General features: G+C 29.5%; 26 protein-coding genes. 7 read left to right on the top strand and 19 right to left on the bottom strand.

The features are described from left to right. The first annotated feature begins 4 nt into the window (after nucleotides 1–4). Together AQ1685_RS08930 and AQ1685_RS08925 are read left to right on the top strand one after the other, a co-directional pair. Entirely contained in the window at nucleotides 5–2,287 is a 2,283-nt protein-coding gene (locus AQ1685_RS08930; protein ID WP_095071398.1) for a beta-N-acetylhexosaminidase, read from the top strand. Further along, nucleotides 2,287–2,895 (top strand): copper homeostasis protein CutC, encoded by a 609-nt coding sequence (locus AQ1685_RS08925; RefSeq protein ID WP_095071395.1) that lies wholly within the window; start codon nucleotides 2,287–2,289, stop codon nucleotides 2,893–2,895. The genes AQ1685_RS08930 and AQ1685_RS08925 overlap by 1 nt, the downstream gene beginning before the upstream one ends. Before the next feature lie 101 nt (nucleotides 2,896–2,996). On the opposite strand, the gene AQ1685_RS08920 is transcribed toward AQ1685_RS08925, so the two are convergent. From AQ1685_RS08920 to dapA, 13 genes are all read right to left on the bottom strand, one after another. Beyond that, the gene (locus AQ1685_RS08920; protein WP_095071393.1) at nucleotides 2,997–3,377 is read right to left on the bottom strand and encodes a hypothetical protein; all 381 of its coding nucleotides are present in this window, start codon (nucleotides 3,375–3,377) and stop codon (nucleotides 2,997–2,999) included. Nucleotides 3,378–3,474: 97 nt separating this feature from the next. Next, entirely contained in the window at nucleotides 3,475–4,410 is a 936-nt protein-coding gene (locus tag AQ1685_RS08915) for a UDP-glucuronic acid decarboxylase family protein (protein WP_095071391.1), read from the bottom strand. Beyond that, the gene (locus tag AQ1685_RS08910) at nucleotides 4,411–5,415 is read right to left on the bottom strand and encodes a glycosyltransferase (RefSeq protein WP_095071389.1); all 1,005 of its coding nucleotides are present in this window, start codon (nucleotides 5,413–5,415) and stop codon (nucleotides 4,411–4,413) included. Continuing rightward, nucleotides 5,412–6,188, bottom strand: a complete 777-nt coding sequence (locus tag AQ1685_RS08905) for a DUF3050 domain-containing protein (RefSeq protein ID WP_095075040.1) — start codon at nucleotides 6,186–6,188, stop codon at nucleotides 5,412–5,414. Before AQ1685_RS08905 ends, AQ1685_RS08910 begins: the two co-directional genes overlap by 4 nt. A gap of 68 nt (nucleotides 6,189–6,256) precedes the next feature. Beyond that, entirely contained in the window at nucleotides 6,257–7,069 is an 813-nt protein-coding gene (locus tag AQ1685_RS08900) for an enoyl-ACP reductase FabI (protein WP_095071387.1), read from the bottom strand. An 18-nt stretch (nucleotides 7,070–7,087) separates the two neighbouring features. Beyond that, the gene (locus tag AQ1685_RS08895; RefSeq protein ID WP_095071385.1) at nucleotides 7,088–7,603 is read right to left on the bottom strand and encodes a tetratricopeptide repeat protein; all 516 of its coding nucleotides are present in this window, start codon (nucleotides 7,601–7,603) and stop codon (nucleotides 7,088–7,090) included. 6 nt (nucleotides 7,604–7,609) lie between these two features. Next, nucleotides 7,610–9,262 carry a DNA repair protein RecN gene (recN, locus tag AQ1685_RS08890; RefSeq protein WP_095071382.1) on the bottom strand — a complete coding sequence of 551 codons (1,653 nt, stop codon included), beginning with the start codon at nucleotides 9,260–9,262 and terminating at the stop codon, nucleotides 7,610–7,612. An 83-nt stretch (nucleotides 9,263–9,345) separates the two neighbouring features. Further along, nucleotides 9,346–10,251, bottom strand: coding sequence for a type IX secretion system protein PorD (porD, locus tag AQ1685_RS08885; protein WP_095071378.1), 906 nt, complete (start codon nucleotides 10,249–10,251; stop codon nucleotides 9,346–9,348). Between the two features lie 48 nt (nucleotides 10,252–10,299). Next, nucleotides 10,300–11,511: a bifunctional phosphopantothenoylcysteine decarboxylase/phosphopantothenate--cysteine ligase CoaBC gene (gene coaBC / locus AQ1685_RS08880; RefSeq protein WP_095071375.1), complete on the bottom strand. Its 1,212-nt coding sequence runs from the start codon at nucleotides 11,509–11,511 to the stop codon at nucleotides 10,300–10,302. Between the two features lie 3 nt (nucleotides 11,512–11,514). Further along, nucleotides 11,515–11,841: a DNA-directed RNA polymerase subunit omega gene (locus tag AQ1685_RS08875; protein WP_095071373.1), complete on the bottom strand. Its 327-nt coding sequence runs from the start codon at nucleotides 11,839–11,841 to the stop codon at nucleotides 11,515–11,517. Between the two features lie 2 nt (nucleotides 11,842–11,843). Then, on the bottom strand, nucleotides 11,844–12,668 hold the full coding sequence (locus AQ1685_RS08870; protein WP_231970292.1) for an outer membrane protein assembly factor BamD: 825 nt from the start codon (nucleotides 12,666–12,668) through the stop codon (nucleotides 11,844–11,846). Between the two features lie 117 nt (nucleotides 12,669–12,785). Continuing rightward, nucleotides 12,786–13,832 carry a hypothetical protein gene (locus AQ1685_RS08865; protein ID WP_095071369.1) on the bottom strand — a complete coding sequence of 349 codons (1,047 nt, stop codon included), beginning with the start codon at nucleotides 13,830–13,832 and terminating at the stop codon, nucleotides 12,786–12,788. Nucleotides 13,833–13,952: 120 nt separating this feature from the next. Further along, entirely contained in the window at nucleotides 13,953–14,828 is an 876-nt protein-coding gene (dapA, locus tag AQ1685_RS08860; protein ID WP_095071367.1) for a 4-hydroxy-tetrahydrodipicolinate synthase, read from the bottom strand. Between the two features lie 218 nt (nucleotides 14,829–15,046). Between dapA and AQ1685_RS08855 the strand changes: the two genes are divergently transcribed. Beyond that, nucleotides 15,047–15,430 (top strand): DoxX family membrane protein, encoded by a 384-nt coding sequence (locus AQ1685_RS08855; protein ID WP_095071366.1) that lies wholly within the window; start codon nucleotides 15,047–15,049, stop codon nucleotides 15,428–15,430. On the opposite strand, the gene AQ1685_RS08850 is transcribed toward AQ1685_RS08855, so the two are convergent. The 6 genes from AQ1685_RS08850 to AQ1685_RS08825 form a co-directional block, all read right to left on the bottom strand. Continuing rightward, nucleotides 15,419–16,039, bottom strand: a complete 621-nt coding sequence (locus AQ1685_RS08850; RefSeq protein ID WP_157730164.1) for a lysoplasmalogenase — start codon at nucleotides 16,037–16,039, stop codon at nucleotides 15,419–15,421. The two genes, AQ1685_RS08855 and AQ1685_RS08850, sit on opposite strands and share 12 nt — an antisense overlap. Nucleotides 16,040–16,078: 39 nt before the next feature. Next, the gene (locus AQ1685_RS08845; protein ID WP_157730163.1) at nucleotides 16,079–16,735 is read right to left on the bottom strand and encodes a hypothetical protein; all 657 of its coding nucleotides are present in this window, start codon (nucleotides 16,733–16,735) and stop codon (nucleotides 16,079–16,081) included. Between the two features lie 6 nt (nucleotides 16,736–16,741). Then, complete coding sequence (ligA, locus tag AQ1685_RS08840; protein ID WP_095071363.1) at nucleotides 16,742–18,739, bottom strand: NAD-dependent DNA ligase LigA; 1,998 nt, start codon at nucleotides 18,737–18,739, stop codon at nucleotides 16,742–16,744. Next, on the bottom strand, nucleotides 18,740–19,300 hold the full coding sequence (locus AQ1685_RS08835) for a DinB family protein (protein ID WP_095071362.1): 561 nt from the start codon (nucleotides 19,298–19,300) through the stop codon (nucleotides 18,740–18,742). Nucleotides 19,301–19,400: 100 nt separating this feature from the next. Then, complete coding sequence (locus AQ1685_RS08830) at nucleotides 19,401–20,843, bottom strand: glyceraldehyde-3-phosphate dehydrogenase (protein ID WP_095071361.1); 1,443 nt, start codon at nucleotides 20,841–20,843, stop codon at nucleotides 19,401–19,403. Between the two features lie 124 nt (nucleotides 20,844–20,967). Continuing rightward, entirely contained in the window at nucleotides 20,968–22,353 is a 1,386-nt protein-coding gene (locus tag AQ1685_RS08825) for a trypsin-like peptidase domain-containing protein (protein ID WP_095071360.1), read from the bottom strand. A gap of 137 nt (nucleotides 22,354–22,490) precedes the next feature. Here AQ1685_RS08825 and dapF point away from each other — a divergent pair, with 137 nt between their 5' ends. The 4 genes from dapF (at nucleotide 22,491) to AQ1685_RS08805 (ending at nucleotide 25,595) form a co-directional block, all read left to right on the top strand. After that, nucleotides 22,491–23,267, top strand: a complete 777-nt coding sequence (gene dapF / locus AQ1685_RS08820; protein ID WP_095071359.1) for a diaminopimelate epimerase — start codon at nucleotides 22,491–22,493, stop codon at nucleotides 23,265–23,267. Then, nucleotides 23,267–23,794 carry a GNAT family N-acetyltransferase gene (locus tag AQ1685_RS08815; RefSeq protein ID WP_095071358.1) on the top strand — a complete coding sequence of 176 codons (528 nt, stop codon included), beginning with the start codon at nucleotides 23,267–23,269 and terminating at the stop codon, nucleotides 23,792–23,794. Before dapF ends, AQ1685_RS08815 begins: the two co-directional genes overlap by 1 nt. After that, nucleotides 23,784–24,809 (top strand): endolytic transglycosylase MltG, encoded by a 1,026-nt coding sequence (mltG, locus tag AQ1685_RS08810; RefSeq protein WP_095071357.1) that lies wholly within the window; start codon nucleotides 23,784–23,786, stop codon nucleotides 24,807–24,809. Before AQ1685_RS08815 ends, mltG begins: the two co-directional genes overlap by 11 nt. Nucleotides 24,810–25,031: 222 nt before the next feature. Beyond that, on the top strand, nucleotides 25,032–25,595 hold the full coding sequence (locus tag AQ1685_RS08805; protein ID WP_231970291.1) for a peptidoglycan-binding protein LysM: 564 nt from the start codon (nucleotides 25,032–25,034) through the stop codon (nucleotides 25,593–25,595). Nucleotides 25,596–25,601 lie beyond the last annotated feature (6 nt).

Here is a 25,601-nt window from a genome sequence, read left to right as displayed (position 1 = left end):
TAAAATGAAATCGTATCTGTTTTTGGGAATCCTATGTTTTTGTCTTTTTAACTGTAAACAAGAAAACTCAAAGAAAACTCCTATTCCTCCTAATATTATCCCAATACCTTTAGAACAAGAACTAAAAGAAGGTACTTTTAATCTTACAAAAGACACAAATGTTAGTGGTGAAACCCGATTTCATAGTGTCATTCGCTACTTAAGATCTTATCTTGATGATCAATTGCAATTACATAGTAATACTACTACTGCTCAAAATGAAATAAAATTTGTTACCGATACTAACATAACAGATAATGAAGGTTATTCTCTTGATATAAATGAAAACTCAATAATAATTGGATCTAAAACAAGTAAAGGAGCTTTTTATGCTGTTCAAACTTTATTACAGCTAATACCTGTGGTAAATAATGGGGAAGAAATTCCTATTCAGTGTATAAAAATAAAAGATAAACCTCGATTTCAATATAGAGGAATGCATTTAGACGTAGCTAGACATTATTTTTCTGTAGCTTTTATAAAAAAGTATATCGATTTAATCGCTTCATTGAAGTACAATACATTTCATTGGCACTTAACTGAAGATCAAGGTTGGAGAATTGAAATAAAAAAATATCCTAAGTTACAAGAAATTGCTGCTTATAGAGATGAAACTTTAATTGGACACTATAACGATCAACCACAAAAATTTGATGGTAAAAAATATGGTGGTTATTACACTCAAAAAGAAATTAAAGATATTGTTGCTTATGCTAGTGAACGTTTTGTCACTATTATTCCTGAAATTGAAATGCCAGGACATTCACAAGCTGCCATCGCGGCTTATCCGGAATTAGGTTGTACAGATACTCCTGTAAAAGTTGCTACAACTTGGGGAGTTTTTGATGAAGTATATTGCCCTACAGAAACTACATTTAAATTTTTAGAAGATGTTGTAGACGAAGTTGTTGATTTATTTCCTGGAAAATATATTCATATCGGTGGCGATGAAGCTCCAAAAACAAAATGGAAAACTTCAGAATTTTGTCAGCAATTCATCAAAGAAAAAAATTTGAAAGATGAACATGGCTTACAAAGTTACTTTATCACTCGAATGGAAAAATATATCAACAGTAAAGGAAAACAAATTATTGGCTGGGATGAAATACTCGAAGGTGGCTTAGCACCAAATGCAACTGTTATGTCTTGGAGAGGAGTTGAAGGTGCTGTAAAAGCAGCTAAAAAAAAACATAATGTTATACTCACTCCAACTTCTCATTGTTATTTTGATTATTATCAATCAGAGAATGAAAATGAACCTTTGGCAATTGGAGGCTACTTACCATTAGAAAAAGTTTATCATTTTAACCCAATTCCTGAAGATTTAACAAAAGAAGAAGAAAAATATGTTTTAGGTGCACAAGGAAATGTTTGGACGGAGTATATGAAAACCCCTGAAAAAGTAGAATATATGGTCTTTCCAAGAGCTGTAGCTTTATCTGAAGTACTTTGGTCTAGTGAAAATCAAAAAAAATATGTTAATTTTACATCGAGATTAAGATATTTTCAGCAAAGATTTAACCATATAGGTGTTAATTATGCAAATCATATATATGAAATTAATGGCAATTTGATAGACAGAAACGGGAAGTTAACATACCGACTTTCTACTGCTAACAATGAAGAAATCTTGTATACAATTGATGGTTCTGTACCTATTTACAAACAATCAAGCTTATACAAAAATCCAATAGATATCAAAAAAACAACTCATCTTAAAGCATTGGTTTTTGATAAAAATGGAAACAAAATAAGTCCGCTTTTTTCAACAAAAATTAATTTGCATAAAGCTGTAGGGAAAAAAATAACATTAAATACAGAACCGAATCCATCGTATAATGCTGGTGGATCTAAAGCTTTAATTAATGGAGTTTCTGGCAGTAATAAACGATATGGTGACAAAGAATGGTTAGGTTTTTTTGGAAAAGATGTTAATGTCTCAATAGATTTAGATACCCTTACTCCTATTAATTCAATAAAAATACGCTTCCATAATGGGAATGGACAGTGGATTTATGCCCCAAAGAAGATCAAATTTGATTTCGTTGGTACTGAACAAGTGAAAAAACACGATTTTATTTCAATACAAAATCGCGATTCTCTCCTTTGTAACGTACATGTGAAGTTTAATAACATAAAAGCTTCTAAAGTTTATATCGATATTCCTAATTACGGAATAATACCAGAAGGAAAACAAGGTGCTGGATATAAAGCTTGGACTTTTATTGATGAAATAATCATTAATTAATGAAATTAGAAATTTGTGCTAACTCTTTTCAATCTGCTTTACATGCTGAAGAAGCTGGAGCTCATAGAATTGAATTATGTTCTGAATTACAATTAGGAGGTATTACACCATCTTATGGAGTATTAAAACTTGTAGCTGAAAATATTAATATTCCTTCTTTCGTATTGATACGTCCAAGAAGTGGTGATTTTAACTTTTCTCCAATAGAATATAAAATAATGAAGGAAAATATACTGCTGTGCAAAGAGTTAGGCTTTTCTGGAATTGTTTCAGGTGTATTGAATAGTGATAATACTATACATGTAGAGCGTACAAAAGCTTTAATAGAATTAAGTAGACCACTTTCTTTTACTTTTCATAGAGCTTTTGATATCACTCCAGATCCTTATAAAGCAATAGAACAACTTATTGATTTAGGTGTTGATCGTGTATTAACATCTGGACAAAAAAATACTGCTGAAGAAGGTTTAGTTCTACTTAAAGACTTACATGAAAAATACGGTGATAAAATTACCATTTTAGCTGGTAGTGGAATTAACGCTAATAATGTTGAATTATTTAAAGAAATAGGTCTTACTGAAGTTCACACTTCTGCAACTAAAAAGTAAAAACAACGAAAATAAGAATTAGATGTTTTAGAATTTCTGATCAAAAACATCTAATAATCAAATAATTAAAGTTTTAATGAATCGTATTTTTAATTAAGCCTTTACAAATCGTTTTCACCTAACTCAATACATTTATAATTATTATTAAGATATTGTGGTACTAAATGCTTAATTTCAAATACTACTTTATTTAATTTTTCATCATAAAGCATTTCTAAAAAAGGTCTCATTACTTTTCTTTTTTTATCATGATTAACTGATAAATTACAAATTTGTCCCCTGTTTAAAAGTAAAATTCGATTTTTATTTATATTATCTAAGATTTTAGAAGTAGTTAAATTGTTTTTTAATAGAATTATAGTATCATTTTTAATTGGTTTTATTCTTTCTTTCCCTACTCCATCTTTATAATATTTAAAATGAAAATCGTTAGTCAATAACTCATATAGAGAATCATTATTGATTACATTTATTAATCCCACTTTAACTTTATCTTCAATTCTTGAATTACAGGAAAATAAAAGGAAAATTACTATTATTAGATACTTTTTAAACAAACTTAAAGTAAATAGTTTTAATTTAAATCACACCTTTAAAATAGTCGATAACCTTAAGTAATCCTTCATCTAATGGAATTTTAGGTTCCCAATCGTTTAATGTTTTCTTGGCTAAAGAAATATCAGGTTTACGCTGCATTGGGTCATCTTCAGGTAATGGTTTGAAAATTAATTGTGATTTAGAATTGGTGATATCTATGATTTTTTTGGCTAAATCTAAAATAGAAAACTCTCCTGGATTACCAATGTTTATAGGACCTGTAATAGTATCATCAGTATTCATCATACGAATCATTCCTTCAACTAAATCATCTACATACTGAAAGCTTCTAGTTTGACTTCCATCTCCGTAAATAGTAATATTTTCTCCTTTTAAAGCTTGTACAATAAAATTAGAAATAACACGACCATCATTCGTATTCATTCTAGTTCCATAAGTATTAAATATTCGAATAATTTTAATTCGAACATCATTTTGCTTGTGGTAATTTATAAATAAAGACTCTGCACATCTTTTTCCTTCATCATAACAAGATCTTAAACCAATAGGATTTACATTTCCCCAATAAGACTCTGGTTGTGGATGAATTTTAGGATCTCCGTAAACTTCACTCGTTGAAGCTTGTAAAATTTTTGCATTAATTCTTTTAGCTAATCCTAACATATTTGTTGCTCCAACAACAGACGTTTTAATCGTTTTAATAGGATCATGCTGATAATGAATTGGTGAAGCAGGACAAGCTAAATTGTATACTTCATCTACTTCTGCATAATAAGGTTCAGTAATATCGTGACGAACTACTTCAAAATAAGGATTATTTAAGAGGTGAATTATATTTTTTTTACTTCCAGTAAAATAATTATCTAAACTAATTACCTCATTACCTTCATTTAATAATCGCTCGCATAAATGTGAGCCAATAAAACCTGCTCCTCCTGTAACTAATATTCTTTTCACCTATTTAAAAAATAATTTTGGAAATTGTGTTTCCGGATTTCTATTTAATAAGCGAATGTAAAAAGTAGATTTCAAAAAAGCCAATCCGTAGCCAAAAAATTGAATAAATACTGCGTAAATAGATAAAAATCCAACTTTAATACTTTTGTTTAGAATTGTTGAGTGTACAAATAAAAGTAATAAATAACTTACTAAAGGAATTAAAGCTACGGGATTAACTAATACTCCTCCCAATAGAGATAAAACTACAAAAAGAACAAATAAAGTTGGAAACCAAAATGTTAATTTGGCTGTAACTGGATGCCATTTGGTTAAAATTGGACGCACTAGGCCAAATTTTTTGACTTGTGTATGGAATTTCTCCCAAGAAATTCTTCTTTTATGATAAACATATGCATCTGGTAAAAAACCTGTAGTAAACCCTTTATTTACTATTCTTTGAGATAAATCGGGATCTTCACCAGGATGAATTTTAGAGAAACCTTTTGTTACTTCAAAAGCTTCTTTTGAAATTCCCATATTAAAACTTCTTGGTTCAAACTTTTGAACTTTTACTTTACCACCTCGTATTCCTCCAGTAGTAAAGAAAGAAGTCATTACATAATTTATTGCTTTTTGAAGATCTGTAAAACTTTCATGTGCTGCATCTGCTCCACCAAAGCAATCTAAATAATTTTCGGATAGAAATTTATCAATCGTAGATAAATAATGACTTGGTAATATCACATCAGAATCTAAAATGATAAAATAATTTCCCCAAGCTCTTTTCATACCATAATTTCTTGAATCACCTGGACCACTATTTGGTTTGAAAAAGTAACTGATATTTAATTGTGAAGCATATGTATTTACTATAGCTTCTGAAGATTCTGTTGAACCATCTTCTACAATTACTATTTCATACTTCTTTTTAAAATCTTGCTGAGTTAAGCTTTCTAGAAGTTCTTGTATTTCATCAGGACGATTATAAACCGGTACAACAAGTGATATCCTTATTTCACTCATACTAAAACAGATTTCTTAATTTTTTTTTCAATTCCATTCCATAAATTAATACGCATTTGCATTGATTTTCTGGCATATTTTAAAACATCATTCCATTTTTGTTCATCATTTCCACATAACTCACTAATCATTTGTAACGATAATGGTCCGTGTTCATCTCCATCTAATTCTATATGTCTTTCTAAGTAATATTTAAGTTTTGTAAACTTTTTATCACCATCTAACTCAGCCTTTTTGATGATCTCTAAAAACATATCTGGAATAATATCCTCTCTACCAAACGTAAAACATGCAGCAATAATATGCGGTTGATTAACTTTTATGACATCGAAAGTAAACGCTACAAATTTTTGAGTAGTTTCACTTATTTCAAGTTTTTTTAACGTATTTATTACAGAATTAATATCAGTAATCTCTTCAACGAATGTGTCTATTTCAGAAGTGTTAGCTCCAACTTCATTCATAGCATCTAGATACATTTCAAAATGACTTTTAGGCTCACCTAGTTCATTAATATCTGTTTCTTCTCCATGCACAATTTCATTTATAAATCTTGCCGTAACAGAGTTTCTTACTGGTAACCATGGAACATTTGTATTTGTTAAATGGAACTGTAATGCTTTTAGTAACGACATAAAATCCCAAACAGCAAATACATGCTCTTCCATAAAAGTTTTAATATCTTCTATATCCTTCAAGGTAGCATATAAAGAGTGAGCTTGTAACTGTTTTCTTAAATCTTCAAGTTGATTTTCTATAAATTCTATGCGCATTTTGTGGTAAGTTTTTACAAAAAATGCAAATCTAAAGATTTGCATTTTTGTATTTGGTTTAAATTACTTTATTCTTCAGTAAAACGTTCCATAACAGCATCACTAACACCTACATTAGAGAATCCTCCATCATGAAATAAGTTTTGCATGGTTACTTTTTTTGTTAAATCAGAGAATAATGAAATCGTGTAATCAGCACATTCTAAAGCTGTAGCATTTCCTAATGGAGACATTTTTTCAGCATAACTGATAAATCCATCAAATCCTTTAACTCCTTGTCCAGCTGTAGTTGGTGTTGGAGATTGAGAAATTGTATTTACACGAACATTATGATCTCTTCCGAAGAAATATCCAAAGCTTCTAGCAATTGACTCTAAGAAAGCTTTATTATCTGCCATATCATTATAATCAGGAAAAACTCTCTGCGCAGCCATATAAGTTAAAGCAACGATACTTCCCCATTCATTCATTGCCTCTTTGTTATATAAAACATTCATTGTTTTATGAAAAGAAACCGCAGAAACATCCCAACCTTTAGTTGTAAAATCATATTTAGGATCAGTATAAGCACGTCCTTTACGTACGTTAACAGACATTCCTATAGAGTGCAAAACAAAGTCTAATTTTCCTCCTAAAATTTCCATAGACTTTTCAACTAAATTCGTTAAATCTTCCATAGAAGTTGCATCAGCAGGAATAATTTCAGAACCAGTTTTTTCAGCTAATTCTTTTAATTGTCCCATACGTAACGCAATAGGTGCATTAGTTAAAACAAACTCTGCTCCTTCCTCATGAGCTCTCTCCGCTACTTTCCATGCTATAGAGTTTTGGTCTAACGCCCCAAAAATAATTCCTTTCTTACCTTTTAATAAGTTATACATAATTTAGTGTTTATTATCTTATTGGTTAATTAATTTCAATCTTTGTATCAGACTCATTTTTTTCTTAACTCTGCTAATTGAAGCATAAATTGAGTCTAATGTTTTATTATTTAGTGTTTCTTTAATTGCTAATTTATAATGCTTGTGAGCATTCATAAACTCTCCTTTTAACTCATAAGCTTGCGCCATTTTGTTAAAAATTGTAGACTTATCTGCTGTTGATATTTGTCTTACTTTGTTGCCAAATGTAATCATTTCATCATTAAGATTCATATCGATTAATAGATATGAATAATTGCTATATGCTGCATGATAATCTGGTGCAAATTTAATAGCTAACTCTAGGTGTTTTTTAGCCTTAGGATAATTATTAAATTTTAAATTATATAACCAACCTAAATGATTATGTGCTCTACCATAGTCTGGGAATTCTGCCAAAAGATCAATAAGCATTTCTTTTGCTTCTATAATTCTATTTTCATCAATTAATTGATCGGCTTCAAAGAATAAATTTTCTGCTCTATTATCACTCATAACTTCTTAATTTAATAATTCTTTAGCATGAATTAAAGCGCTGTCAGATATATCTTTACCGCTTAACATTTCAGCTATTTCTACAATTCGTTCTTCTTTGGTTAATTGTTTTAAATTAGAAGATGTTATTCCATCTACTTCTTCTTTATATACTTTAAAATGTGATATTCCTTTAGAAGCAATTTGAGGTAAATGGGTAATAGCTATTACTTGCATATAATTTCCCATTTTTTGCATAATGTCTGCTATTTTATTTGAAACTTCACCTGATACTCCAGTGTCAATTTCATCAAAAATAATAGTTGGTAATTTCGTATTTTGAGATAAAATCTTTTTTACAGATAACATTATTCGAGATAATTCTCCTCCTGAAGCTACCTTTTTTAACTCTCCGTAGTTACCACCTTTATTTGCAGAAAATAAAAACTGTAATTCGTCTTTACCATTAGACTGATATTTTTCTGTAGGTTGAACGGCTATAGAAAAAGTCGCATTTGGCATACCTAATTCTGAAAGTAAAAACTCTAGCTCTTTTTTTAGTTTAGGAATGGCTTTTTCTCTAGCTTCTGTGATTAATTTCGCAACACTATCTAATTTTTCAGCTACCTCATCAATTTCTTTTTGTTTATTAGTTATAATTTCTGAAGCATTTTCAACAGAATTTACTTTTTCTGCCAAACCTTCATAAATAACTAACAACTCATCTATAGTCGCTACTTGGTGCTTTTTTTGTAAACTATACAATAATTGAAGTCTATCGTTTATAGTTTCTAATTCTACAGGGTTAAATTCAACAATCTCATTAGAGTTTTCTATTTCTGTAACAATATCATCTATTTCAATTTTTACACTAGTTATCCTTTGATGTAATGTTTCATATTCCTTAGAAAAACCACTTATTTTTTGAATACTATTTTCTAATGAATTTAATAAATTTTGCACTCCAAATTCTTCACCAGTCGTAATTTGAATTGCTTCTGATAAGCTTACTTTTATATCTTCTACATTATTTAAAACATCGAGTTTTTTTTCTAATTCATCTTGTTCATTAGATTTAAAATCTGCTTCTTCTAATTCCTTAAATAAGTGTAAATTGTATTCGTATTGTTGTTGTTCTTGTTGCTGATTTTCTTTAAGTTTCTTAAGTTCAGAAACTAATACATTATATTGTTTTAAACCTCGTTTATATGAAGCTATTTTTTTATCATTCTTCGCTAAAGCATCTAGAATAGAAAACTGAAAATCTACATCAGATAATTGTAATGTTTGATGTTGTGAATGAATATCGATTAACTTAGATTTTAATTGACTTAAATTACTAAGATTAACTGGTGTATCGTTTACAAATGCTCTTGATTTACCTGAAGGAAGTATTTCTCTTCTAATAATCGTATTCTCTTCATAATCGAGATCATTTTTTGAAAAAAATCGCTCTAATTTATATGCTGCTAAATTAAATTCAGCTTCAATAATACACTTTGTATCATTATTTTTTAGTGATGATAAGTCTGCTCTGTTTCCTAATACTAAACCTAAAGCTCCTAAAAGAATAGATTTACCAGAACCAGTTTCACCAGTTATAATAGATAAACCTTCAGTGAAATCGATAGATAACTTATCTATCAACGCATAATTTTGTATAAATAATTTTGCTAACAAATTCCAACATTTAGAGCGAGTAAAAATACGGAATTTAAGTAAAAAAGAAATAGTAAACTTATAACTATAATCTTAAAAGAAAACTAAGATTTTATTTCTTTCCACTGATTGTTTAAAGTAGGTGATATTCGTTGTAGGGTTTCTTTCAGTTTATTTTCCATCCCTATTGTTTTTCCTTGAGAAAAAGTTTCTCTAATCTCATTTGATTTAGCATCAAGAAAAACACGAATCATATAATTTCCAACAGTAATATTGAATAGCTTATCTAACTGTAGTAAGCTATTTGCTATATTTTGCTTAGCTTCTCGTTCTTTATCTGCAAATAAATCAAAGCCTTTTCTATGATATTCATAATAAATAGAACGTAAAGCTCCAAATTTAGACGATAATAAACTATCAATTAATGCGAAACGATTCTGCTCACCTATTTTGTTCTCCCATCCAGATTCTCCTCCTTGTTGTGCTTGCAACATTACATTTTCGGCTTGCTTAAAATAATTTTCTCCTCCTCTGAGTGCAAAACTATCAGCATCTACTCCTAAAATTACGTAAACATAAAATACCATGATAGAAACTAAATTAGAATCAAAAGAATTCGGATTGAATAGCAATTGTTCGAATTCGTTGTATTGAAAATTTAAATTTGTATCATTAATATTTAATAAAGGAGTTTCGTAAGATGAATTATAAACGGGTCTAGAAGATTGTACCTGTAAAGTAGCTGAGAAATTATTCGCATTTTGTTCATTTATAATGATCGTAAAAGCACAGTTTATTCTCTCTTGAGGTGAAAACTTCTTATTCGTCCATTTGGTTTGATTAATGAATTCTGTTAGTGATTGCTCTAGTGTACTGAATACTTGTTTGTTTGTACTTTGAACTCTATCTGCATTTACAACAACTACAGCATTTAATTCTTCTTGAGCTATTATTGTTAATGTTGATAATAATGCTATGAATAAAAAAACAAGTCTTTTTTGGGCAATCATAATACTTGGTAAATATTAAATTAATATCGTTTGAAATCAAAGAAAACTTTAGTGACTTAGTTTTTGAATGATTTCATCGATAATGTCTTTAGCTACTTCTTTTTTAGATTTTAATGGAAATGATTTTTCTTTAAAATCTGAATCAATAATAGTAATTTTATTTGTATCTCTGGCAAATCCAGCTCCTTTATCTCTTAAAGAATTTAAAACGATTAAATCTAAATTCTTCTTTTCGATCTTCTTTTGAGCATTTGATACTTCATCATTAGTTTCTAAAGCAAAACCAACCAATAGTTGATTTTTCTTTATTTCTCCTAAAGATTTCAGTATATCTTTTGTCGGTTCTAACTCAATTATTAACGAAGCATCCTTCTTTTTTATTTTTTGAGTTGCTACATTTTTTGGTCTATAGTCTGCAACTGCGGCAGAAAGAATAGCAATATCGACGTTAGCAAAATATTTATGACAAGCATCATACATATCTTGAGCTGAAGTTACATCTATTCTGTGTACTAAAGAATGTTTTATTATTTGATGAGATGGTCCAGAAACTAGATATACTTCTGCTCCTAAATTTGCTGCGGTTTTTGCTATAGCAAATCCCATTTTACCAGAAGAATGATTTCCTATAAAACGCACAGGATCTATAGCTTCATAAGTTGGTCCTGCTGTTAACAATAGTTTTTTCCCTTTTAAAGGTAATTTTGCTAATATATCATCTTCTATAAAACTAACTATATCTTCTGGTTCTGCCATTCTTCCTTCTCCAACTAAACCACTAGCTAATTCACCTGAAGTAGCTGGAATCATTATGTTTCCAAATCGTTGTAAATTCTCTAAACTAGATTTTGTTGATGGATGTTTGTACATGTCTAAATCCATCGCAGGAGCAAAATACACAGGACATTTTGCTGACAAATATGTTGCTAACAATAAATTATCACAACTGCCATTTGTCATTTTAGATAATGTATTGGCTGTAGCAGGTGCTATAACCATAATATCTGCCCATAAGCCTAGATCAACATGATTATTCCATAATTCATTTTCATCTTCTTTGTCGTAAAATGTAGAATGGACAGGATTTTTGGATAATGTGGATAACGTTAAAGGTGTTATAAAATCTTTAGACGCAGGAGTCATAACTACTTTGACTTCTGCGCCTGATTTTATAAATAAACGGACTAAGCTAGCCGTTTTATATGCTGCTATACCAGCGGTAATACCAAGTAATACCTTCTTGCCTTGAAGTATAGACATTAATTATTTCTTTTTATCAGTAGTAGAACGGTGATAAATTTTGTCGCTTAACCACTCTTCTACGGCTATAGCTGTTGGCTTTGGTAATCTTTCGTAAAATTTAGAAACTTCGATTTGTTCTTTGTTCTCGAAAACCTCTTCTAAGCTATCGTTATAAGTTGCAAACTCATCTAATTTGTCTACCAATTCTTTTTTTAAGTCAGAATTAATTTGAGTCGCTCTTTTAGCTATGATAGAAATAGCCTCATAAATGTTATCAGTAGATGCTTCAATAGCTTCTCTATCATAAGTCACTGTACTAACAGGGGCTTTAGTTTCTTTGTAATTCATATTTAACTTTTAACTAATTGTTTTTGTAAATCTTGTTCTATCTCTTTTAAAGTAGCATACATTTCTTCAGACTCTTTTTCAAACCTTGTCTTTGGAAAATTACGTTTTAACTTTTCATAAGCTTTTAATGCAACTTTAGTTCTTTCTCCTCTCTTTTTCACTCTACTTTTTACTGCTAAATCGTGAGCTGCTTTTAATCTATAAAACAAAGCTTCTTCTTTGTAAGTAGTTCCTAGAAAATCTGATAATAAGTTATCAAATGCTACAATGGCAGCTCTATAATTTCTTGGATCTGTTTCAGCCGTATTATAGTAATTTTTTGCTATATCAAAAGCTTTACTTTCTAACATATAACGTAATTCTTGATAATATTTATTTGCTTCAGCCAACTTTGGTGAATCAGGATATTTATCAATAAAAGATTGAAAAGCATCAATAGCTTTGTTAATGTTAGTTGGATCTTTTGTGTAAGATGGTGTTGCTTTGTAATAACTTAATGCAGAAAGGAAATCTGCTTCCTCTCTTTTAGAACTCTTTGGATAATTGTCTGAAAAGCGTCCAAAATAGTATCCAGCAATTCCATAATTTTTTTCATTTAAGTTAGAATTGGCCACCATATATTGTATACGCTCCATTTGAGGTTTTCCTCTGTATGAAGGTGTGATTTTTTCAAACAAACGTAAAGCCCTACTGTATTTTTCAGCTTCGTACATTTTTATTGCCATCTTGTACTGTTCATCTGTAGTACCTCTATTTAAAGCTCTGTGGTACTCTCCACATGAAGTTAACATTAAAAATGCAATTACTACGTATACTATTCTCTTCATTTTTTGCATTTTGCAAAATTACTAATTAATTATGTATTATTAAAATTGAATTTCCTTTGAAATTCAAAAGCAATAACGGATAATATAAATGAATAAGCTACTAAACGTATGTTAAATTTATTTTTTCTCTGAACAAGAGCTCGGATATTTAGCTGGATTTTTACAAGGTCGATACCAACGAACTGGTTGTCTTGCTAACTCAGAAATAATTGGATTTATGACTTCTGCGCCTCCTTTAAACGGTTTATATATACCTACTACTCTAGGAGAAATAACAATTCCATCTTTGTTTGTTTCGCTTTTTTCATCTTTAGGAGTTAATGAGTATAATTGAGCTTTAATCGTTCCTATAGATAAGATAGCATTTTGTATAGTAGTTTCATTTATTTCACTTGGTAAAGGTAAAGCAGAAGACACACTTCTTCCTGTAATCCCTAATGTTTGTACGCTTAAACTTCCTTTTAATCGTCCTGCTTTTGCTTCACTTCCAATAACTCCTAAACCTGATAAGTTCACATTGGCATCTAAAACAGTTACTCTTGCTACAACTCTTAAACCAACTCCTATGTACACAGGAACGACTTTCTCTTGCCATCCTTTATCAAAAGGAAATTTTTTTCTAATTTCTTCTTTTTCTATTCTATACATTTTATTAGCATCTGTATTTGGTATTTGCCCACATTCATTTGTATGCTCATCATATCGAATACTTGGTTCTATATCGTAAACTGTCTTTTTTTTCTTTTTTTTATTATCAGTCTCTTCGAGGTTAGCATAAGTTACTCTTTGTCTGTAAAAAAAGGGAATTTGAGTAACATCTACATTTACATAATCTAAAGTTACTTCATAAGTTTCATTTTTTGCTGTGGCTTTTACAACACTTCCATAAGTAATTGAACCATCTGTATTTAATTTAGCAACTGATAGACGAACTGTTTGATCTGGAAAAGAGTTCAATAAAGTCTTATATGGAATAATTTCATTGGGTTGGCATGGTAAACAACTATTACCCATAACGGTAGATACCGGAAAAGGATCTATCGGAACATAAGAATACGAAGAGTTTTCTTCTCCTAAAGTTTCTGCTTTAGGTAATTTTATTGATTCACAATTGCACAATAAAAAGCTAAGTAAAAAACAAGATAAAATTTTAGTTGGTTTCATTAGTAGTAAGGTTTAGTTTTTAAACTTATTAAATCTTAAAACTTAACATATTTAATAAACCACAAAACCATACACTTAAGGTATAAGCGTATGGTTTTTTAACTTTATTTTGTCTAACTTTTACAAAGTATCTACAAAATCTGAAATTTGAGTTTGTAATTCTTCCGAAGCTTTTACTAAAGGCAAACGAACTTCATCTAAACAAATTCCTCGTTTCTGTAGTAACGATTTTATTCCTGCTGGGTTTCCTTCAGCAAATATTAAATCGATACTGTTCATTACTTTGTAATGTAATTTATAAGCTTCCTTAGTTTTTCCTTCTAACCCAAGTTGAATCATCGAAGAAAACTCTTTTGGTAATCCTTCACCAATTACGCTAATAACTCCAGAACCACCTGCCAAAGTCATAGGTAAAGCAATCATATCATCTCCTGAAATTACTAAAAAATCTTTTGGAGCTAACTCAATAATTCGCATGGCTTGAACTATATCTCCTTTAGCTTCTTTAACAGCTACAAGGTTTTCGAAATCTTTTGCTAAACGAACTATAGTTTCTGGTAACATATTAGATGAAGTTCTACCAGGAACATTATATAATATAATAGGTTTATCTGTAGCTTCTGCAACTGCTTTAAAGTGTTGATAAATTCCTTCTTGAGTTGGTTTATTGTAATATGGAGAAACCGATAAGATCGCATCAAAATGAGTTAAATCTGTATTTTTAATCTCTTCTACTACTGCAGCTGTATTGTTTCCTCCAATACCAATTACTAATGGCAATCTTCCATTATTAACTTCTATGATTTTAGTTTTTACAGCTTCTTTTTCTTCATTTGTTAAAGTAGCTGGCTCTCCTGTAGTTCCTAAAACAACTAAATAGTTTACACCATTATCTATTTGATAGTTTACTAATCTTTCTAAACCATCAAAATCTATACTTCTATCTTCGTTAAAAGGAGTTACTAAAGCCACTCCTGTACCTATAAATTGTTGCATTTTAGTGATAAATTTTGAGTAAAATTAAAGCTTTATTTGATTTTAGTCAGGCTTTTAATAAGAATACACAAATTTTTGTTTCATGTTTAATTTTTTATTTAATCTGAATACTTGAGAGAAACTGATGATATTAAACCTCTTGTTTATATTTTTTTAATTTAATTGAAAAGATATCAGACTTCTATCGTCTAAGCTGTAAAATATATTTAGTTTTTATTATGAAAAAACATTTACCCTTAGCTCTTAAAGTCCTTGCAGGTATTATTATGTTACAAACTTTATTCTTTAAGTTTACTGCGGATATGACTAGTGTTGACTTATTTACAAAAGTAGCTGGTGAAAATGAAGCTTTCATGAGAATTGGAACCGGTATTATTGAACTAATAGCTACAATTTTACTTTTTTTACCTAAAAAAACTTGGCTAGGTGCATTAATAACAGTTGGTGTAATGTCTGGAGCAATTTTTTCTCACATTATAAAAATTGGAATTATTCACAATAATGATGGTGGTGCATTATTTATAATGGCTATTATTACTCTAATTAGTGGAGGAATACTTTTATTTCTTAATAAAAAAGATATTCCTTTTTTAAACTTCTAAATTACCTTTAGAAATCATCCCTTTACATATATAAAACTGAGCTACGATATAAGTGATCATTATTGAGTTCAAAAAAATTGGCTGTGGACTGTAAAACTTATGTAATGCAAGTATCGTATCTGAAAGTATAAAAATCAATGCTCCAATGAATAACCATAAACTTTCTGTAGTCTTGTTATTAATGTAATTTAATAAAGCTGTAGTACCAAACAAAGAAATAACTATACCATACATTATTACAGGAAAAAATAGTTCTTTAAGATTATTTTGTATCAAAAAAATAATAGCAGAGAAATAGATTAAAAACGCTAGAAAAGAAAACATCTTTGTACCTAATTTAATTTTCTTGATAAAACCTGAAATAATTTTTATATAAATTACATGCGTAATTAGAAATGATAATAGCCCTAAAACAAAAAAGTCTTCAGGAAATAATAATAAAACATCTCCCCAAAAAGAAAAGAATAAAGCTGAAACATACCAAAAATTTGGTTTAGTTACACTAACTAAATATAAAGCTACAAGAGTAGAAGTTATTAAAGGTTTGAAAATAAAATCTAGTTCATTCTTGTTATAAATTACAGCATAAATCTCAATGATTGATACCAAAAAAAATAATATGTAGAAAAATATTCTTTTGCTTCCCATTCAATTATTAGGTTGTTTTAATAAGAATCCTCTGTAAAATAAATAATTAGAGACAAAATAAATTGAATAGGCTAAAACTGCATAGTAAATGTCATAATTATTAAAAAGTACCACGGTTAAAATAGAATCTGATAAAATTCTGGTAGCTACCGCTAAAAACAACATATAATTAGCTGGTATCATCATCTTCAAGTAATTAGTGAATAATAAAGAGGTAGCTAAACAAATAGATATTCCATAAATAAATATTGAAATGTATGCATCACCTTTATCTTTAATCGTAAAGAAAAATATAATTAAAAATAATATAAGAAAGATTAAGAAGTAGTTTATGATTTCTTTTCTAACTTTTTTCTTGAAAAAACTATAACTTAAAAAGCATAAAATTAAAAAGCTTAAACTATGAAAATACAATCCAAAAGCAAAGTTTCTTAAATTTACTATAGTAGTATCTGCAATAATGATAGAAAAAAAGAAAGCTAAAATACGTTTATCTACATTCTTGATTTTCAAAAAGCAAGCTAAAAACACTACCATTGTTGGTAATATTTTTAAGCTATACTCTTCGTCAAAATTCACCAACACATACAATGCTAGTATGCTAGTTAAAATATAACTTATAGATGTTAATAATTTTAAACTTACTTTTTTGCTCAATAGATGTTAGTTAATCATTTCGATAAAATCTTCCTCAGAAATAATAGGAATATTTAAAGCTTCAGCTTTAGCTAACTTACTAGGTCCCATATTATCTCCAGCGACAATATAGTTTGTTTTTTTAGAAATAGAACTACTTACTTTCCCCCCATTATCTTCAATTGCTTTTTTTAGTTCATTTCTACTCATTTGATGAAAAACTCCAGAAACTACAAAAACTTTACTTTCTAATTTATTAGTTTGATTTGCTAAAGCTTCTTGAGAAACTTCTAATTGCACACCATGAGTTTTTAATCTACTTATAATTTCGATATTATTTTCATCAGATAAAAAAGCAATAACACTTTCTGCTATTCTATCTCCTATTTCATCTACAGCTATTAAATCTTCAAAACTTGCTGATGATAAATTATCTATGGATTTAAAATGTTTCGCTAACTTTTTTGCTACTGTTTCACCTACAAATCTAATTCCTAAAGCAAACAATACTTTTTCGAAAGGTATTTCTTTTGATTTTTTAATTCCTTCTACCATATTCATAGCAGATTTCTCTGCCATCCTCTCTAAAGGAATAATTTGCTCAACAGTTAGCTCGTAAATGTCTGCATAATTCTTAATTAATCCTTCTTTATGTAGTAAATCGACAGTTTCAGATCCTAAACCATCAATATCCATTGCTTTTCTACTAATGTAATGTTGGATTTTACCAGTAATTTGTGGCGCACATCCAAACTCATTTAGACAATAATGTTTAGCATCTCCCTCTGTTCTTACTAATGGAGTATTACAAACCGGACAATGTTCTGCATATTTAGTTGGTAAAGAATCTTCTGCTCTTTTTGATACATCTACTCCCATTATTTTGGGAATAATCTCTCCTCCTTTTTCAACAAAAACTGTATCACCAATACGAACATCTAATTTTTCAATCTGATCTGCATTATGAAGTGAAGCTCTTTTTACAATTGTTCCTGCTAAATGAACTGGCTCTAAATTTGCTACGGGAGTTATGGCTCCAGTTCTTCCTACTTGGTAAGTAATTTCATTTAAAATTGTAGTAACCTGCTCTGCTTTAAATTTGTAAGCAATTGCCCATCTTGGTGATTTTGATGTATAACCTAATTCTTCTTGCTGTTGTAAAGAATTTACTTTTACTACAACACCATCGGTTTCATAAGGTAAATTATGTCTTTCAACATCCCAATGATTCACAAATGCTAGAACTTCGTCTATAGATTTTGCCAATGCTATAGTATCTGGTATTTTAAATCCACAGTTACGAGCTGCATTTAAACTCTGGAAATGAGTTTTATATTTTCTTTCATTAGTTACAACTTGATATAAAAGACAATCTAAAGGTCTTTTTGCTACTTCTGCACTATCTTGTAACTTTAAACTTCCACTAGCTGTATTTCTCGGGTTTCTATAAGGATCTTCTCCGTTTGCAACTCGATCTTCATTCATTTTATGAAATCCTTCTAAAGGAAGTATGATTTCTCCTCTCATTTCAAAATTTGACACAAAATCTTCGGAAAGGTGTAATGGAATAGATTTTATGGTACGAATATTTGCTGTTACTTCATCACCTTGAAAGCCGTCTCCTCTAGTAACTGCGCTAAAGAATTTTCCATTTTCATAAGTTAAGTTGATAGATGCTCCATCGTACTTCAGCTCACATGTATATTCAATATCTGTAGTTCCTAAGTTTTTCTGAATACGTTTTTCCCAGTCTAATAAATCTTCTTTAGAATATGAGTTATCTAAAGAATACATTCTATTTTTATGGGTAATTGTATTGAAGTTCTTAGTGATTTCACCTCCTATTCTTTTTGTTGGTGAATTCGGATCGAAAAACTCAGGATTTTCTTCTTCTAACTTTTCTAATTCTTTAAGTTTAATATCAAACTCATAATCAGAAATTGTAGCGTTATCTAAAACATAATAATTATAATTATGCGTATTTAATTCTTTTCTAAGCGATTCTATTTTATCTTTAATTGTCATTTATTTTCTAACTTTTCCTGTAAATACACTAACTCCTTTAGGGAAAGGGTTTCCTGATGATCTTCTAAATGTTACAACTTGCCCAACGTGCCACATTGCATCTGCTATTGGACCATTAATTGCATTCCAAAAAGGAAATTTATTTTCTCCAAAAATTACTTTAAACTCTGTCAAATCTGTTTCATTCTTTAAAATATCGCTTGCTTTTTTAAGATTCTGTAGTGTTTTCTCTCTTTTCTCTTTAAAACTCATTTCTGGTTGTTTTTCTCCGTTTGGCTTTTTTAAAGCTGCATTTAGTACTACTTGAGATAATCCTAAAATATGATCTATAGTTTCCCCGGATGTTCTAGACTCTGGAGTTGGTTTAAAAGCTAGATCTTTTTCAGTTAAACCTTCAGTTGCCCAATAATAACGAAACCCCAAACCATCTATCAATCTACTTGCTACAGAACCTGCTGTATAGGAATCTGAAGCTTTTGGAATTTCATAATATGGTAAATCTTGTGCTTGAATTTGAATTGACATCACTAAAAGTATTAGTATTGGGAAAACTTTTTTCATTTGTATTGAATAATTTGAGAAACGCAATTTACTATTTTAATTAAAAAAGTTCGAAGTAATTACTTCGAACTTTTTAACATTTATTATATAAAATCGTCTACTAATAATACGTATATCTACGAACTTTAGCGATATGTTTCGCTAAGCGCATAACTTGATGAGAATACCCATATTCATTATCGTACCAAACGTAAATTACGATAGTATCTCCATCAGCAATTGTAGCCTTACTATCAAAAATTGAAGGTGCAGTTGTACCAACAATATCAGTAGAAACTAACTCATTACTTAATGAATATTTGATTTGCTCAACTAAATCTCCTTCTAAAGCATACTGCTTCATAATAGCGTTAATAGCTTCTGCAGTTGTTTCAGAATTTAATTGTAAATTTAAAATAGCAAGAGATCCGTTTGGTACTGGTACTCTAATTGCATTTGAAGTTAATTTTCCTTCTAATGCAGGTAATGCTTTAGAAACTGCTTTTCCGGCTCCAGTTTCAGTAATTACCATATTTAAAGCAGCAGCTCTACCTCTCCTATATTTTTTATGCATATTATCTACCAAATTTTGATCATTAGTATATGCATGAATTGTTTCTAAATGTCCTTTTTTAATTCCGTAATTATCTTCTAAAACTTTTAAAACAGGAGTAATAGCGTTTGTAGTACAAGATGCAGCAGAGAAAATATCGATAGTATCAGGATTATTTTCTAAGTGATTTACACCATGAACGATATTTGGAATTCCTTTACCTGGTGCAGTTAATAAAACTTTTCCTGCTCCTTTAGCTTGTAAATGTCTACTTAAAGCTTCTTTATCTCTAAAAGCTCCTGTGTTATCAATAATTAAAGCATCATTAATTCCATAAGCAGTATAATCAATATCTTCTGGTGCAGCAGCTGAAATCATTTGTACTGAAGTTCCATTAATGATTAACGCATTATTTTCAGCATCTACTCTTACAGTTCCTAAGAAATCACCATGAACAGAATCAATACTTAACAATGAAGCTCTTTTTTCTAAGACACTTTGATCAATCTTTCCACGAGTAACAATAGCTCTTAATCGTAATTGAGAACCTTTACCCATTTTACTGCTTAATTCTCTTGCTAATAAACGACCGATACGTCCGAATCCGTATAAAACAACGTCTTTTGGTTGGATACCATTAGCTTGATTAGCATCTTTTAATTGATTCTTTACAAAATCAACTTTTTCTAAACTAGCATCATCTATTAAATGATATTCGTAAGCTAATTTTCCTATATCTAATTTTGAAGCAGGTAATTCAATAGACTGAATTGCTCTAGCAATATCTAATGCATCTTGAATAGAAATTGGTTTTGCAACAAATTCTTTAGCATAATCAATTAAATTTAAAACTTCACTAGCTCTTTTATCTACTAATGGGTTTCTAAATAATACTAATTCAATTGATTTATCGTACCATAAATCGTTTACAATATTGATAAATTCAGTTGTAGCTCTTCTAATTTGAGCTTGATTAGCAACTTCTTCCTCGTAATTTGTTATTATTGACATAGTTGTGTGAACTAATTTTTTTAAAATTTGGTGCAAAAGTAGTTATTTCAAACGATTTCGTAACTTTTTTTCAAATAAAAAAACTCGATATTTTTCATATCGAGTTTTTTTATTTAATTAGCTTTTAAAATCTATATCTCTGTAGTTCGCCTTCTGGACTTATAATTTCAATATCTAATCTCTTATCAGATCTTGGTGGATGCAAATCTAAAATTTTAACAGCTTCTTCTGCATTGTTAATTTGCTTTCCATTTATTCTGATAATAATATAGCCCTTTCCAACTTTATATTTAACAAATCCCATTCTTCGTGTTTGAACTATTTTAGCACCTCCTTTGATATTAAATTTTTTCTTATCAAGATCATTTATATCTCTTAAATGTATTCCAAAATTATTAGCTTCATAAATATCCCTTTTTGATAATTTTACTGTTTTGGTTAATTCCACACCATTTCTATCAACAGTAATATCTACTAATTCTCCAGGTCTTTTAGCAGTTAATTGTCCTTTCAAATCTGAAAACTTAGATATCTTAACATTATTAACTTTAGTAATGATATCTCCTGCTCTTAATCCTGCTTTTGTTGCTTCACTATCCTCATCAATTGCACTAATTTTAGCACCTTCAATTTCACTTGTAGAACTATCTATACTAACACCTATAATAGCTTCTTGTACATTACCAAACTCTAAAAGATCATCAATTATTTTTTTAGTAATGTTAGATGGTACAGCAAAAGAATATCCAATAAATGAACCTGTTCTAGAAGTAATTGCTGTGTTAATACCAATCAATTCTCCTCTTGTATTTACCAAAGCTCCACCACTATTTCCTGGATTAACTGCTGCATCTGTTTGGATGAAAGATTCGATATTAGAGTTTCCTTCTAAATCACGTCCTTTAGCACTAACAATCCCTGCTGTTACTGTAGAATTTAAATTGTAAGGGTTTCCAACTGCTAACACCCATTCTCCAATTTTAGCATTATCCGAATTACCAAAAGTGATAAATGGTAATTCCATATCAGCTTCTATTTTTAGTAAAGCAATATCGTTTTTAGGATCAGTTCCAATTAAATTTGCCTTTAACTTTTTTCTATTGTTTAATGTAATTTCAATATCTGTGGCTCCATCAATAACATGATTGTTTGTTACAATATATCCATCAGAAGAAATAATTACTCCACTTCCAGTTCCTACTTGTTCACGCTTGCTTCTTCCATCTCCACGACCAAAAAACTCTTCAAAAGGATTATACACCTCTTTCACAGCTGTGTTTTTTACATGTACTACTGTATTCACAGTTTTTTCTGCAGCATCTGTAAAATCTGTAGGCACAGAAGATGTATTTAAAACTGCGGGCGTGTAGCTAGCCTTAACAGTTTGTAATTGTGGATCTATTGTTTTTTCAATGATCACCTGAGGTTGTTCAACAAATAATTTATAACCTCCTAAAGCGGTTGCACCTCCTAAAAATGCAACACCTATTATTCCTAAAACTCTCTTCATATTGTTCTAAAATTTTTTGTTACTCAAATATACAATTTTAACATTTTAAGCTTATCTGTTTAACTTGATTTTAACGCACTTTAACCAGCGTTTAACATCTCTATTTTCCTTAGTAAATACATATATTTGTAATTCATATGGAAATTACTTTTTACAAATATCAAGGAACAGGAAACGACTTTGTTATGGTCGATAATAGAGCAAAAACCTTTCCAAAAAATAACACTAAGATTATTTCACAACTATGTCATAGAAACTTTGGTGTTGGTGCAGATGGATTAATCTTATTAGAGAACGATGATAATACCGATTTTAGAATGGTTTATTACAATGCTGATGGTAATGAAAGTACAATGTGCGGAAATGGAGGTAGATGTATTGTCGCTTTCGCCAATAAGCTTGGAGTTATTAATAATAAAACTACATTTATAGCTATAGATGGTTTACATGTTGCTGAAGTTAATAATGATATTGTGAAATTACAAATGATTGATGTTGATACTGTAACGATTCATGAGAATTATGCTTTTGCTAATACCGGCTCTCCTCATCATGTGCAGCTAGTTGAAAACATTGGAGATTATGATGTTTTTTCAAATGGAAGAAAACTAAGAAATTCTATTTATGGAAAAGAAGGAAGCAATATCAATTTTGTAGAACAGACAAATACAAATTCTTTTCGTGTTAGAACATATGAAAGAGGTGTTGAAAATGAAACTTTAGCCTGTGGAACCGGTGTAACTGCTGTTGCTTTAGCCATGCATAAGTTAAATAAAATAGAAAGTAACACCGTAGATTTACAAGTAGAAGGTGGAAATTTAGCGGTTACCTTTGATTACACTGATAATAGTTATAAGAACATTCTTTTAATAGGGCCTGCTACTTTTGTCTTTAAAGGAAGTATTGAAATTTAATGAAGACTTTAGAAAGTGAACATATTGTCTTAAGAGCAATTGAGCCCGAAGATTTAGATTTTCTATTTACTATCGAAAACGATGAATCATTCTGGGAAGTGAGTCATACTCAAACTCCATTTTCACGTTTTTTACTAAAACAATATATTGAAAATTGCCATTTAGATATATATGAAGCTAAGCAACTTCGTTTAGTTATAATTGAAAAAAGTTCAAATAAGAGAGTTGGGTTGATCGACTTATTTGATTTTAATCCACAACACCGAAGAGCTGGAGTTGGAATAATCATTCATAAAAACTTTCAAAATCAAGGATATGCTTCTGAAGCTTTAAAAATTTTAATTAACTATAGTTTTTTAACCTTACATTTACATCAATTGTACGCCAATATTACAGAAGATAATCATAATAGTTTGTCACTGTTTAAAAAGCATCGTTTTAAAAACATTGGAATTAAAAAGGATTGGATATTGGTTAATGGAAAATATAAAAACGAAATTTTATTTCAATTAATTCATGAAGAATAAAATCATATACATAACTCTTGGTTTATTTATAGTATTAGGAATTGTAGGATTTACGTATTATCAAAAAATTTTTGCTCCTGCTGTTATTAAAAGTGGAGATATTTTTATTCCTTCTAAAACTACAATGACAGAACTTAAAGAGTTACTTAGTGGTTTTATAAAAGATACAGATGATTTTAATTGGGTTGCAGAAAAGAAAAAATTCACAAAACCCAAGGGTGGTAAATATACTTTAAAAGAACAAATGAGTTTGAATGATCTCGTTAATGTACTTCGTTCTGGTAATCAAACACCAGTAAAAGTTTCATTCAACAATCAAGATACTTTAGAAAAATTAGCGGGTAGAATTGCGCAACAATTAGAAACAGATAGTATTACTCTTTTAAACTCTTTTAAGGATAGTGATTTCTTGAAAAAACAAAATTTTACTGAAGCTTCTGCTCTTGCTATGTACATTCCTAATCAATATGAATTCTATTGGAATACTTCAGCAGATAAGTTTAGAAACAAAATGCTTTCCTATTATAATAAGTTTTGGAATGCCTCAAGGCTAGCAAAAGCTAAAAAACAAGGCTTGACTAAAGATCAAGTAATTGCTTTAGCATCTATAGTTCAAAAAGAAACAGCAAAAATTTCTGAGCGTCCAAAAGTAGCTGGATTGTATTTAAATCGCTACAAAAATAAATGGCCTTTAGAAGCTGATCCTACTATTATATATGCTTTAAAACAAAAACATGGTCAAGATTTTGTAGTTAAAAGAGTACTTTTTAAAGATTTAGAAATAAAATCACCATATAACACTTATAAGAATGTTGGGCTTCCTCCTACTTTGATTGCTATGCCTGACATATCTTCTATTGAAGCAGTTTTAAATCCTGCACAACACGATTACTTTTTTATGTGTGCTAGTGTAGATAATATTGGCTTTCATGAGTTTGCTAAAACATTATCTCAACACAACAGAAATGCTAAGAAATATCAGTTTTGGATTAATAATCAAGGAATTAAGCGATAATTTTAACAAAAAATTATTTCAACTCAATTAACTTATTTTAAAAGAATTTAACACTGAATTTACATTCTTTTTTATAAATCCTTTAAAATAAATTTGAAATTTTACGAATAATTAAAAACCACTAAATCTACAAAATCCTGAGATTTGTTTTAATCCTTTTTTTTGTCATACCTTTGCGCCCGCCAAATAGAAAGTATATTAATTATCAGAAAATTAGGGATATTGTTAGTTAGTATTACGCTTATAAGTTTTACTACAAAAAAATTAGAAAAGAAAGACGAAAAAGGTGTAACAACACCTGTAAACTACGAAACGACTAAAGACATTCTTAAACTTGAGAAAAACTTCGTTGGATTCAAAGAAGCTTTAGCTTTTAAAGAATCCCAAGGAAGATACTATGTGGTTAACACGCATGGATTTCTAGGTAAATATCAGTTTGGGAAAGGTACTTTAAAGAGATTTAAAATTTACGATACTAAAAAATTCCTGAAAAACCCTGAACTACAAGAGAGGGCTTTCACTGCTCTTTGTAGGGTGAATAAATGGATTTTAAGAAGGGATATTTCCCGTTTTGTTGGTAAAAGAATAAATGGAATACTTATTACGGAGTCTGGAATAATAGCTTCTGCTCATTTAGCTGGACCTGGTAATGTAAAGAAATTCTTACGTTCTTATGGAAACTACCAATTTAAAGATGCATATGGAACATCTATTAAAAGTTATATGAAAAAATTTGCTGGGTATGATTTATCACATATCAAGGCAGACAAAAAAGCAACTGTATAAGAAACA

Source organism: Tenacibaculum jejuense (assembly GCF_900198195.1).
GTDB lineage: Bacteria > Bacteroidota > Bacteroidia > Flavobacteriales > Flavobacteriaceae > Polaribacter > Polaribacter jejuensis.
Note: the sequence above shows the minus strand (reverse complement) of the source record. Positions and strands in the feature narration are given on the sequence as shown.

Excerpts from the sequence above, each read along its gene's own strand:
- AQ1685_RS08930 (WP_095071398.1), top strand. The coding sequence starts at position 5 with ATGAAATCGTATCTGTTTTTGGGAATCCTATGTTTTTGTCTTTTTAAC.
- AQ1685_RS08925 (WP_095071395.1), top strand. The coding sequence starts at position 2,287 with ATGAAATTAGAAATTTGTGCTAACTCTTTTCAATCTGCTTTACATGCT.
- AQ1685_RS08910 (WP_095071389.1), bottom strand. The coding sequence starts at position 5,415 with ATGAGTGAAATAAGGATATCACTTGTTGTACCGGTTTATAATCGTCCT.
- AQ1685_RS08905 (WP_095075040.1), bottom strand. The coding sequence starts at position 6,188 with ATGCGCATAGAATTTATAGAAAATCAACTTGAAGATTTAAGAAAACAG.
- AQ1685_RS08900 (WP_095071387.1), bottom strand. The coding sequence starts at position 7,069 with ATGTATAACTTATTAAAAGGTAAGAAAGGAATTATTTTTGGGGCGTTA.
- AQ1685_RS08895 (WP_095071385.1), bottom strand. The coding sequence starts at position 7,603 with ATGAGTGATAATAGAGCAGAAAATTTATTCTTTGAAGCCGATCAATTA.
- porD (WP_095071378.1), bottom strand. The coding sequence starts at position 10,251 with ATGATTGCCCAAAAAAGACTTGTTTTTTTATTCATAGCATTATTATCA.
- coaBC (WP_095071375.1), bottom strand. The coding sequence starts at position 11,511 with ATGTCTATACTTCAAGGCAAGAAGGTATTACTTGGTATTACCGCTGGT.
- AQ1685_RS08875 (WP_095071373.1), bottom strand. The coding sequence starts at position 11,841 with ATGAATTACAAAGAAACTAAAGCCCCTGTTAGTACAGTGACTTATGAT.
- AQ1685_RS08870 (WP_231970292.1), bottom strand. The coding sequence starts at position 12,668 with ATGAAGAGAATAGTATACGTAGTAATTGCATTTTTAATGTTAACTTCA.
- AQ1685_RS08865 (WP_095071369.1), bottom strand. The coding sequence starts at position 13,832 with ATGAAACCAACTAAAATTTTATCTTGTTTTTTACTTAGCTTTTTATTG.
- dapA (WP_095071367.1), bottom strand. The coding sequence starts at position 14,828 with ATGCAACAATTTATAGGTACAGGAGTGGCTTTAGTAACTCCTTTTAAC.
- AQ1685_RS08855 (WP_095071366.1), top strand. The coding sequence starts at position 15,047 with ATGAAAAAACATTTACCCTTAGCTCTTAAAGTCCTTGCAGGTATTATT.
- ligA (WP_095071363.1), bottom strand. The coding sequence starts at position 18,739 with ATGACAATTAAAGATAAAATAGAATCGCTTAGAAAAGAATTAAATACG.
- AQ1685_RS08835 (WP_095071362.1), bottom strand. The coding sequence starts at position 19,300 with ATGAAAAAAGTTTTCCCAATACTAATACTTTTAGTGATGTCAATTCAA.
- AQ1685_RS08830 (WP_095071361.1), bottom strand. The coding sequence starts at position 20,843 with ATGTCAATAATAACAAATTACGAGGAAGAAGTTGCTAATCAAGCTCAA.
- AQ1685_RS08825 (WP_095071360.1), bottom strand. The coding sequence starts at position 22,353 with ATGAAGAGAGTTTTAGGAATAATAGGTGTTGCATTTTTAGGAGGTGCA.
- dapF (WP_095071359.1), top strand. The coding sequence starts at position 22,491 with ATGGAAATTACTTTTTACAAATATCAAGGAACAGGAAACGACTTTGTT.
- AQ1685_RS08815 (WP_095071358.1), top strand. The coding sequence starts at position 23,267 with ATGAAGACTTTAGAAAGTGAACATATTGTCTTAAGAGCAATTGAGCCC.
- mltG (WP_095071357.1), top strand. The coding sequence starts at position 23,784 with ATGAAGAATAAAATCATATACATAACTCTTGGTTTATTTATAGTATTA.